The sequence below is a fragment of the Sporomusa sp. genome (assembly GCF_057736855.1).
The window spans coordinates 1-11,331 of the sequence record NZ_JBYKYF010000082.1 but is presented as its reverse complement, the minus strand read 5'-3'; the positions used below and the strand labels follow the sequence as shown (position 1 = coordinate 11,331).

Annotated in this window: 12 protein-coding genes; all 12 read right to left on the bottom strand. The window is 43.2% G+C overall.

Features of this window, described 5'->3' with window-relative positions:
• Positions 1 to 262: 262 nt before the first annotated feature.
• Entirely contained in the window at positions 263 to 2,122 is a 1,860-nt protein-coding gene (locus tag AC29Z1_RS07435; RefSeq protein ID WP_488270825.1) for an ASKHA domain-containing protein, read from the bottom strand.
• A gap of 149 nt (positions 2,123 to 2,271) precedes the next feature.
• Complete coding sequence (locus AC29Z1_RS07430; protein WP_488270824.1) at positions 2,272 to 2,661, bottom strand: hypothetical protein; 390 nt, start codon at positions 2,659 to 2,661, stop codon at positions 2,272 to 2,274.
• Positions 2,654 to 3,247, bottom strand: coding sequence for a GTP-binding protein (locus tag AC29Z1_RS07425; protein ID WP_488270823.1), 594 nt, complete (start codon positions 3,245 to 3,247; stop codon positions 2,654 to 2,656). The genes AC29Z1_RS07430 and AC29Z1_RS07425 overlap by 8 nt, the downstream gene beginning before the upstream one ends.
• Positions 3,248 to 3,390: 143 nt before the next feature.
• Complete coding sequence (locus AC29Z1_RS07420; RefSeq protein WP_488270822.1) at positions 3,391 to 3,630, bottom strand: hypothetical protein; 240 nt, start codon at positions 3,628 to 3,630, stop codon at positions 3,391 to 3,393.
• A 57-nt stretch (positions 3,631 to 3,687) separates the two neighbouring features.
• Positions 3,688 to 4,317, bottom strand: coding sequence for a cobalamin B12-binding domain-containing protein (locus AC29Z1_RS07415; RefSeq protein ID WP_488270821.1), 630 nt, complete (start codon positions 4,315 to 4,317; stop codon positions 3,688 to 3,690).
• A 63-nt stretch (positions 4,318 to 4,380) separates the two neighbouring features.
• On the bottom strand, positions 4,381 to 5,184 hold the full coding sequence (locus AC29Z1_RS07410) for a methyltetrahydrofolate cobalamin methyltransferase (RefSeq protein ID WP_488270820.1): 804 nt from the start codon (positions 5,182 to 5,184) through the stop codon (positions 4,381 to 4,383).
• A 161-nt stretch (positions 5,185 to 5,345) separates the two neighbouring features.
• Positions 5,346 to 5,903: a DUF2284 domain-containing protein gene (locus AC29Z1_RS07405; protein ID WP_488270819.1), complete on the bottom strand. Its 558-nt coding sequence runs from the start codon at positions 5,901 to 5,903 to the stop codon at positions 5,346 to 5,348.
• A gap of 107 nt (positions 5,904 to 6,010) precedes the next feature.
• Positions 6,011 to 6,733, bottom strand: a complete 723-nt coding sequence (locus tag AC29Z1_RS07400; RefSeq protein ID WP_488270818.1) for a DUF1638 domain-containing protein — start codon at positions 6,731 to 6,733, stop codon at positions 6,011 to 6,013.
• Between the two features lie 24 nt (positions 6,734 to 6,757).
• A complete protein-coding gene (locus AC29Z1_RS07395) occupies positions 6,758 to 8,059 on the bottom strand; it encodes an MFS transporter (RefSeq protein ID WP_488270817.1) in 1,302 nt (433 codons plus the stop codon).
• Positions 8,060 to 8,169: 110 nt separating this feature from the next.
• Positions 8,170 to 9,630, bottom strand: a complete 1,461-nt coding sequence (locus AC29Z1_RS07390) for an S-layer homology domain-containing protein (protein ID WP_488270816.1) — start codon at positions 9,628 to 9,630, stop codon at positions 8,170 to 8,172.
• Between the two features lie 37 nt (positions 9,631 to 9,667).
• The gene (locus tag AC29Z1_RS07385) at positions 9,668 to 10,951 is read right to left on the bottom strand and encodes an MFS transporter (protein WP_488270815.1); all 1,284 of its coding nucleotides are present in this window, start codon (positions 10,949 to 10,951) and stop codon (positions 9,668 to 9,670) included.
• A gap of 167 nt (positions 10,952 to 11,118) precedes the next feature.
• The coding region (locus tag AC29Z1_RS07380) for a ferredoxin family protein (RefSeq protein WP_488270814.1) at positions 11,119 to 11,331 on the bottom strand (213 nt) is incomplete at its 5' end.

The window sequence follows — 11,331 nt, the reverse complement described above, 5'->3', positions numbered from 1 at the left end:
CAAATGACTGTCATTACCGGCTTACCTATTCCCGGTACTGTATTTGGCAACCAAGCCAATACATAATCCATAAAATTATGCCTTGTCCAATCATTTGCAATAATTTCAACATCTTATCCTCCTCTTTTTATTAATAGATTAGCTTATTCAAAGAGTAAATGACATTAGGTAAATCTGTCAACTTTTTTGCTAGCTATTATCAATAAAAAATGCACCTACCACAGGTGCATTTTTGCTATATTTCAGCCATTACTTTATATTTTTAGGAGGTAACTTGCGAAAAACCTAAATTTTCCAAAAATCGTTGCTGAAAACCGGGTTGTGCAGCCAATTCTATATAACCCACTTTGGCGGCAATCGCCCTGCATCGTTGCATTTTCTCAGCAGATAGCAATGCCTGCACAGCTCCTGTCCCAGCAGCATTACCAACCGAATAGACATTTTCTTTTTTAATTCTCGGCAGCATGCCAATCGTCAAAGCACTGTCAATATCGATATAGTTGCCAAACGCACCAGCTAAGCATACTTTTATTTCATTCTCAAGGTTGAGCTTGTCCATTAAAAATTGTATCCCCGTACAAATAGATGATTTTACCAACTGAATTTGGCGCACATCGGCTTGAGTAATGGCAATATTTTCCCCGGTTGCACTATTTTCTCCCTCGACAAGCACAAATTCCCATTGTCCATCCTGATGTTTCAAGCGTCGTTGCAGATGGTTCGGCAGTTTCGTCATTTCTGCTTTATTAAACCGCCCGGTTTCATGGATGATTCCGGCTTTTACGAGCTCAGCAATTGCTTTTACAATGCCTGAGCCGCAAATACCGACAGGCTTAGTGTTGCCGATGGTTTGGATTAAAACATCATGGTCGGTAATAACCACATCAGTAATAGCCCCTTCAACAGCTCTCATACCATCGCGGATATGAGCACCTTCAAAAGCCGGTCCGGCAGCCGTTGAACAAGCGTAAAGCTTACTCCTATCACCGATAACCATCTCGCCATTGGTTCCTAAATCCACCAACAAACATGAACTTTCAGCTATATCCTGGTCTACAGCCAAAATGGCGGCTGTCGTATCAGAACCAATGAAACTTGCAATATTGGGCAGCACTACAATTTTTCCCTGAGGATTTATATCCAGCTCCATCACCTGCGGATCTACCGGCTCAATATATTTAAACAGAGCAGCATAAGGTTTTCGTACCAATGTGGACGGTGGAATCTCCAATACCAAATGTGCCATAGTAGCGTTACCGGCAATGGTGATGACATAGATATTATGGGGTACAATGCCTACCGAATTACATAAATCATTAATAATTTGATTCAAACAATGGCGGATAAGCTGAGACAGCCTTTCCAGTCCGCCCTCCAATTCATGAGTAGCCTGAATCCGGGAAATAACATCAGCTCCCATAGAGGCTTGCGGATTATTTCTAGAACTTACGGCCACTACTTTGCGCGTATTCATATCTACCAGCATACCAACAACAGTCGTAGTGCCAATATCAAACGCCACACCATACAGCTGGTTGGAAGTATCACCAGCTTCAATGGCAATGACTTTGTTCTCAAGCAATGTAAGCGTGATATGTTCTGGTTTCGCTTCTACCACTTTATCCAGTTGCCTTAGTATCGCTGAATGCGCTAACAGGCAATTATCCTTATTATTGTAGTTATCAGTTATTTGAGCCATTAACGCCGAACAAATCATTTCTTGCAGCGAGTAATGATTATCTACAGTAGGATATTTTGGGGTAATCACTATCTTCTTAACCAGCGGCACTCCTTCTGTTACAACAATGTCCGCCGCCTGGCCCTTTTGACTCGCTGCTGCCGCTGCCTGATTCAAACCAATAGTAATATCGCCCTGAGGATAAACCTGGCATGCCAGGTACATATTCTCTCCCACCGACTGGACAGGCAGCCCATTTTTATCAGTAACCTGCCCTTGTAGTACTTGTATCTTACATTTGCCACACGTGCCTCTCCCACCACAATTAGCTTCTATTACTATTCCAGCATCGACAAGTGACTGCAAAACGTTTTTTTTGCCGTCACTTGGCAGACAACGATTAGTTCCTTCAATAAATATATTATAGGTCAAGCACGCATCCATCAGTTATCAGCCCTCTTTTTACTCAGTTTTAGAAATGCCAAAAGAAGAACTACTATTCCATTATCAATAGTTCTTCTTTTCGCTAGAATATGTAGCGCGCCTATCTCAACAGATAGGCACAAAAATAGCAGCATTATGAAAATGGTGGCTTAGTCGGCGATATCGCTACCTTTTTGCTGAAAAACAGCTAACGCACTCTCAACTACTTTTTCGATAACCTTGCTATCATACCCGAAGACTAACACATTGATATCCAAGTCTACAGCATTCCACTCACTGTGTACTTCTTCACCCCAGCGCATTGAGGTTTTGCAGTCTACTTGATCGAGTCTTGTTAGTGACAAAAACAAAAATTCTTCATCCGCTACTTTTAGCAGCACCTTAATATGTCCCACAATAATACCATTATGGGATAACGGTCTGCCTATGTCTCGGATTAAGCCTTCTCCAAAATTCTGAATCATTTGCTTACTAAGAAGTTTGGGTAAAACAATATGGTACTTCCTGCTAAAAACGACAGCACCGTCCAAATTACTCAAAGCCAATGACCTCCTCAATGACTTCTGGAGAAAGCTTACCAGCAGCACTGACAACTCTGATCGGTATATTGCCAGCAATTGCTTTAATATCCTGGATAATTTCCGTCTGATTGGAAGAAGCAATATCGGCTTTATTGAGGATAACCATATCTGCTTTTTCCACCTGACCAGTAACTAGCGGGCCAATGACTTCCTGCAATTCCAGCCAACGTCCCATATCAATAATGGTAATGGTCTTAAATCCGGTATAAAAGTTACAATAATCCGTAATGAGCTTGGCAATCTTATCAGGAACAGCCAAACCAGTCATTTCGATGACCAGCCAATCAGGATGAATTGTTTCATGTATTTCTCGTACCGCGGTTACCAGATCACTAGTAATTTGACAACATACACACCCGCCAAACAACGGTCTTACTTGTAAACCGCTATCGGCTAATAACTGGTCATCAATACCAGCCTCACCAATCTCATTTTCAATAAGAGCCACCGTTTCCTGTTTATTTTCAGTAATATATTTGGCTATTTGTAATATTGTTGTTGTTTTACCAGAACCTAAAAAACCGCCAAAAAGCAAAATACGCATGTATCCTCCCATTTCTTACTGATGTGCAGCCTCAATGCACTCAGTATACCACAACTATATAATAATTGGTATAGCTTTCCTTTCTTTAAATAGGAGATCCGGATTGCCAGGCAACCGGATCTCTAATGAGGAGGGCAATACTTTTATTTATTGGGAAGTAATTTTTGATACACATTACCATCATTTTCAACTGGAGCTTTACGCCCAGCTAACCAACCGATTTCTTGCGCAATACTTGTTATTTTCTTGATAATTTGATGAACATCTTCCTCAAACTCAGTCGTTGATGCTGCCTGATTAGCAGGCCGGGTCTTCTGCCGTTTACCCGTACTTTCTGTATTTTCGACATTTACATTTCTGGAACTTTCTTCTTCAGATTTCATAGCAGATCCCTCCCGCTAATCAACTAAGCACATCTAGCTGTGATCTTATCCTTGATATTATTGAGCGCCCGCAGCCTTTTTCGACATTTCAACTGCATCATAGGCATTTCTACAATAGCCGTCAGCTCCACACCATTGAGCAACGTTAGGATCAACGGGACCGCCGCCAACTAGTACAGTCGCACTTGTACCACTAGCTTTTACGGCTGCTACGGTTTCTTTCATTACATCAAATGCTGTTGTCAATAGGCAGAACATACCTACTACATCAGGCTTATGCGTATTTACTGCCTCAACAAATTTCTCGATCGGAACATCTACACCAATATCGATAACTTTGAAACCGTTGCAGATAAGAATTGTCGATACAATATTTTTACCAATATCATGAATATCGTCTTTTACCGTTCCCAAAATAACAGTACCTATTGTTTTCTGTTCCCCATTCTCAGCAAGCGCCGAACCTAGAAGCGCTGCGGCATTAGAGAATACATCGGCTGACATAATCAATTCAGATAGGTAGTATTCGCCGGCTTCATAGAGCTTGCCTACCCCTTCCATGCCTTCCTGCAACTGCCCAAGAATCTCGGCAGCCGGCACACCTTCAGCAAGTAGTGTTTTTACTCCCTCAAGAACTAAATCTTCTTCTAACTCAGTTACCGCTTTTACTAAATCAATTTTTGCCATTGTAAATTCCCCCAATTCTTATTTTTTCAAAGAGTTCAATCTAGCGCGTTTATTGGACTGCAATTATTCGTACAGTCCCTTTCTATGGGCTTTCAGATATTTGCTGCAGTATCTGTCTTGACCAAGCAGCGCCTGCGAAGCATATACCACGCCCATCATAGCCTTATCGGTTGGATTGAGTATATAGCCATCCATACCTACCGTCATCGTCTGTACAACAAACAAGCGATTGAGAACCGCCCGATTAGGCAGACCATAGGATATATTGCTCAAACCGCAAGTAAGATGAACGTCCGGATATTTTTTCTTGATGGCATAAATGGCATCTAATACTGATTTTCCATATTTATCATTGGTACTTAGTGGTTTAATCAGAGGATCGATGTAAATATCATCTTGAGCGATACCTTCTTTCATCATATCCTCCACCAACTTGCTGGCAATCCGTAAACGATCTTCAGCCGTCTCTGGCATGCCGGCGTCCTCAATACAAAGAGCCACGATCTTGGCGTTGAATTCTTTTACCAGCGGAATCACTGCTTTATAACGCTTTTCTTCGGCTGTTGTAGAATTGATCATGGGTTTACCGTTAGTCGTCTTGGCTAACCGTAACCCAGCCCGCAGCGCATGTTCATCAGGACTGTCAATACATAGCGGTAAATCGGTAACTTCCTGAATGGTATTTACCAGCCATTCCATGCATTCAATTTCTTGTCCTACCATCGTACCGCAGTTTACATCTAAATAATTGGCACCTGCAGCCTCTTGCTGTTTGGCAACTTCTTGTATATATGCTGCATTTCTTGTTTCAACGGCTTCACGAATGGCTTTACGGCTGGTATTTATAAGTTCTCCGATAATTAACATGAAATTGTCCCCCCATTTGCTATGTTGTATATACATCTATATATATACTAACTCACTTCTCCTTATTTGTCAACATTATTTTCTTATATTTCAAACAAATCATATTTGCTGCAAAAGAGGGACAACTTTAAAACTACCAAATCCTACTCTCCTATAAAACTTTATATGGTATTAAACAGTATAAGCCCTACGTAAGAAACCGTATTTTTTCCATTATAGTAAGGAATTCCACATAATTTTTCCAAATAAATAACATCAATTCCATAGGCCTCAACCGAAGCAAAGGCTTCTTGCGGAAACCGGCAAGGCTCGTTATCCAAATAAGAACATGTTGTACAAAATTCACAGGCACCAGCATTTAAAGGAAGAATATTCTGAAGGTTATGCTTATTTTTTACAAGATCCAGAATATCTCTGAACACCTTGTCATGCATCTTTTTAGCAGCCATCATGCCTTTCCAGTCAAATGAACTTTTAATTTGATGCACCGTCTGAAACAACAACCCATGTTCATATTGGCAAGCCTTGGCTTTTAAGTCGGCAAACGATCCGACAGCTGGCGGACAAACCCAGTTCGTATTATATTTTCCGCATACATTTTGTTCGCAGGCTTTGCGAAACTCCTCGACAAACTTGATTTTTGCCACTTCAGCAATGGCAGCATGATCGGCTTTAGCTTTTAACGCATCTTGCACCATTTCCTCAAATGGTAATCCCATAATCATCCACCCCCACGATGTAGTAACTATAATATTACACATGCAAAATCCTGAACCCTAGTAGAAGTGTTCAGGATTCGACTAAAAATCTCTTGCGTGTATCTTGTTTACGCTGTAGGACTCTTTCCAGCCAAAGACAAAAACGGCTGACCTAGTTGCGATTCATTGTCACCACTTGTGCAAATATCATCTAGGGTCACTTGCTGCCCTGGTTCCAGAACTAAGAAATCACTATCCCAGTCCCCTAGGAGCAGTTTATGTACCATCCGTAAAGACCCTGGAACCACCTCATGACACATCCCCAGCAACGCAGCGAATTCCTTGGTTTTCGGCAAAACGCTATCTACCTGATACGCTCCGGTATCGATGAGCACAAACCGCTTATAATTACCCATCATAATTTTCATTATTTTTTCGGCTTTTATCTTCCCATAGCGAGCAACACATGACTCATATTCTTTAATCAGATTGTTTTCATAGTCCAGCCAGCCTTTAGTTAAAAAATAAGTCCCCATTTCTCTCGAGAAACTTTTCCGTGCCTGGCATGAACCTAACAATAAAGGAATACAATCCTCCACCCTGGGAAGAACCAGTTTGACCTTATGGGAATGAATTCCCAGCATACTATTGCCGCAATACCCAAACAGCAATAGTATTACATCCACATTATCGATTTGGTTAATTTTCTTCTGGATTCTTTTATGTAGCAATTCCGGGGTATTATGCAGGCCGGACTCAACATAAAATACTGGAAAATCTACTTTGGTTTCTTTAATAGCTAGATTTAGTTCATCGCGAAGTGTCTGACATGCCAGTATTGCTTTTTTCACGCAATCCCTCCTTGAGTACGGCTCCTAAATTTTACGGAACCAAAGAGCTACCATAGCAAACCCACCAATGAGACAAAAGGCAACTAAACACATCAGACCGCCAAAATAACCACCAGTTACATTAATAAAATAACCAACAATAACCGGAGTAGCTGCCCCACCAGCACTGCCTAAGCCGCTTTCTAGCCCACTGCCTGCTGCCAGTGCTTTTTCCGGAACCACTTTTTGAATCATGGACCAATGCCCTGGTAGACCGATCACCAAGCAGGCAACAGCAACGATAAGCCAGAGAGCTGCATCCATTTGTCCACCTGCATGGGCTGCGAAATAAATTCCGATCGCGCCCCCAAACATATGTATAACTCCAAAAATAGATTTTCGCTCCACTTTATCGCTCAGATAACCAGCAAGAATAAGCGCAATAACCGAAACGGCATAAGGCGCATTGGCCCAAAAGCCCATGCTTTTCCACGTAAATCCCATAGCATCTTTCAAATACGATGGAATCCAGGTCATAAGCCCCCACCAAGCCGAACAACTGAAAACATAAAAGATGACACACAACCAGTAATCTACATTAAGCAAAAAACCTTTCCAGCTTTCCCATACCGAAGTTGACTCAGACATTTGCTTTTTTGCCAGTTGTTCAGCCGTCAGGCCACTTTCGATATATTCTAGCTCCAGGCGGTTAATTCGCTTATTCTCTTTCGGAGTGTCTGTTGTAAAAAACCAAATTAGGATCAGAGGTATTAAACCAATAGCAGCTAATACGAAAAAGCTCGACCGCCAGCCCCAGTTGCCAATAATCCATACAAATAAAGGCATGGCAATGGCAGGTCCTGCCGCTAAGCCTAACAGCCAGGTAGAATTGGCCCTAGCCCTCTCTTGCGGTGGAAACCAATTCCGGACAAACTTCATCTGCATCGGCCAGTGCATACCTTCGCCAAGCCCCAGGATACATCTTGCAACAATCATGCCGGCAAATGTAGTTACCAGACCGCCGTAGATGCAGGAAAGCCCCCAAAAAACAATTGCCAAGGCCATGACTTTACGGGGTCCCCACAAATCTCCTAAAGGGCTGAGTACGGCATTAGTTATGGCATAAGTCGCCAAAAAAAAGGACATAAGCGAACCCATCGCCACCGGGTCGCCCTTAATACCCATTTCTGTCAAGAAAACTTCATCAGCAACCAGCACAGATACATTGACACGGTCAAGATAGGCAACCAACAGGGTTATCAGCAAAATGACTATCAATATAATTCGTTGTTTGGTTGGTCTTTCAGTGCTAGATAGCCCTTGCACCAATACTCTTTCGGCATTCATCGTGTTACCTCCCTATCCCCAAATATGGACAGCAGGTAAAGGATGGCCCCGAACAACTCGGGGCCCCTAAACCAACCCGGCTATTCTATCTAGCCAGGCTTTATCATCTTTTAATAGTAGAATTCAATCTTTGTCATATAAGTTTTATCCAGTCTGTCTTTCGACAAAGAGGTTAAACCTCTATTTTTAATTTTGTAATCCTGGTACTCAAGTGACAATACCACGTTTTTGGCAATAACATTTTGATATGCCAGGAACCAGGCGTTAACATTGTCGGTGCTGTGGGTAAATACGTTGTATGACTCGCCGGGTCTAGCTACCGATGTAGTGTCAAAACCGCCCGCACCGGAGGGAATGGCACCTGCATCTACACTGCGGTAAGATACCATCCAGCCATCAGTGCCTTTTTTGGCCGGATTTACCAGACCAACTGCCTGATACATAGCGGGTGGCATCTGGCTGTTGTAGCTTAACTGGACAGCCCAGCCCTTAGGGTTATCAGGTAAATGTCTCGCTCCATCCAGTTTGCTGCTCACATAGTCACCCAGAATTTGGTACTTACCCATTTTATAGACTACAGAACTTGTCCAACCTTCAGAACTGTCAAAAGAACCGCGGTTGGTATTGAGCGTGCCTAAACCAGTTGGCTTACTGGTACCCGGCACATCCGCCCAGTAGTAGCCGCCATAGAGCGTAAAGTTTTTGGATAGTTTATAGCCTAGTTGACCGGTAGTAAATTGGTAAGACTCACTGCCAAGGTATCTGCCATTCTCTGCATCCCAGGTATTGCTTTTAATATTACCGGTCCAGCCTTTAAAGCTGAGTTTATCCCAGCTATCGGTAAGCAAAATACCATCCACATTCATCGGCTTGCCGATAAGACCAGTGGTGATAAAGTCCAAGGCGCTGCGACCAACACGAACGGAATCAAACCCAAGCACATCTTTAGCAGTAATCGTCATCATATCAAGTGCAATTTCCGAACCAGAAGAATACTCGGCATTACCAAACTTATTGCCGCCAGTAGTAGCAATACGGCCAAAGAAAGACATGTTATCATTGACATTACCCCAGAATTTAATCCGCTGACGGAATTCGAAGGTATCCGAACCAGACAGTTTTTTGCCTACACTTGGGTCATTACCTACCACCCGGAAACGGGTTTCACCACCAATCCAGGTATTGGTCTTATTTTCAACCTTTACCATCCGCGCTCCCAAGCGGTTAAGTTCACCAGCAAATTCGGCAGACAGTTTATCAATGATTTCTTTGTCGGCCTCGCTGGCACGGTCAAAATTATCCATGGCTTTAGCCACTATAATAGCAAGTTCATAGCGGGTTAATGTCTTGTCACCTTGGAAAGTATTGTCGGCATAACCGTCAACAATTCCGGCTTTGGCCAGCTTGGCCACGGCATCATAGGCCCAGTGATTGGCAGGGACATCGCTAAAGGATTGGTTAACGGCTGCCTGCACTGGTGTAGACACTGCCGGAAGCCCGGCCATAGTCACTGACATCAGAACAAGTGGTACGATTTTCATCCACCGTTTTAACGCTTTGGTTTTCTTCATAACTAATCTCTCCCTGTCTTTAATGTAAAGCCATAGATTACATTTTTACTGTGCCTTCCGAAGAAGTGGCAGTCGGTGGCTTAGGCATGGTAGTAAAAATCAAGCAAATAATCCCTACCAAGCAAATTGCTGCATTAAGCTGGAATGCCGGAGTATAGCTTTGAAACGCATCAAACAACTTGCCGCCTGCAACACCAGCACCAGAAACAATAACTGCCGAAATCGCCTGCAACATACCGTTAACTTTCGGGAAAGCTGCAGGGCCGAAGAAATGCCCCAACATCGTGTTTTGTGCCACAAACGACCAGCCAAAGCCGGCACCATATAACACTGCCGCTGCATAGGCTGCCATCAGTGCGTCAGGAGCTGCCTGTACCGCAAGATACGAGCCGAGGAAGTAACAGCAAATGCCTAACATAAATACATAGCGAGCCGCCATTCTATCCATTAGCCAGCCACTAATCAGGCGTCCAAAAATACCGCCCATGGTAAACATCCCCATGGCAAACGCTGCATCTGCTGGCGAAATTCCTTTACCTTTCAAATGCATAATCCAGTGAGCAGTAAAGAAGAAAAACGGCCATTGACTAGCTGCTGCTGCCAATACTGTCAGCCAATAAGTAAGTGACTTGTATACTTCCGCTGGCGTCCAGGAATATTTCGTCACCAGCGCACTATTAACCGGTGCCGCCGCAGCTTCTCCTTCTTCTCCATCTGGAATCTGCCCAATATCCTGAGGACGTTCTTTTACAAAAAACCAGGCAATCAGGGCACTTAAAACAGCAATTGCGGTTACAACCAGCCAGGCTAACCGCCAGTTGCCGCCGGTGTTGGCAATCAAATAATTTATTGCCGGTGCTCCAATAAACCCAGCAAAGCCTGAGGCTGTCATTGCCAGAGCCATAGCTCGTCCCCGATATTTAACAAACCAGCGAGTTATAGTTGTCGATAAGGTCACAATGGTACCAAAACCAAGACCACAGCCAATTACGAACCCAAAGCCCACTAAGTAATGCCAAGGTTGTGTGGCAACCTGCGACAGCCATACGGTTCCAATAGCCAGCAGGCTTGAACCAATAATAAATGTCTTGCGAACTCCCCACTTCGTAATCGACATTCCAACCAGAATAGCGGATGTACCCACAAATAAATTCAACAGCGAAAAGCCTAATCCGTAGGTAGCGCGGTCCATGGGTATTTCTTTTAGCATAATGGAATTAATAACAGCACCGCCATACAAAGGAAATCCCATATTCAGCAAGTATAGAGTCCATAAGACCCCAACCAGCTTCCAACCGTAAAACTTTTGCGCATTCCCCACTGTCATGCCTCCTCCTTAATAGTAAAAATTTGTTATAATGTATATACATCTATATAGATATTACTGCACCTTTTCCCCTTTGTCAACACTTTTCTTCTGACATTTCTGAACAATCCAACTAATTTTTTTCAAACTTTTTGCTTAATTGGCAGCCTATCTGTCTCTTACTATCCGTACCGGAAAGCAATGCCGAATGTGCCGCGTGGGTAGTTCCACTTGACAATTCCTTTATTTTTGCAAACAACCCGGCAGGTACCACACTCCAGGCATCCAGCATAATCAAAGTTAATTTCACCGTCTTTGAGGGTGTACAGCACCGCCGGGCATGCTACCAGACATGGCTTTTCCTGGCACTTGACGCAGATTGTCTTGTCCAGCAC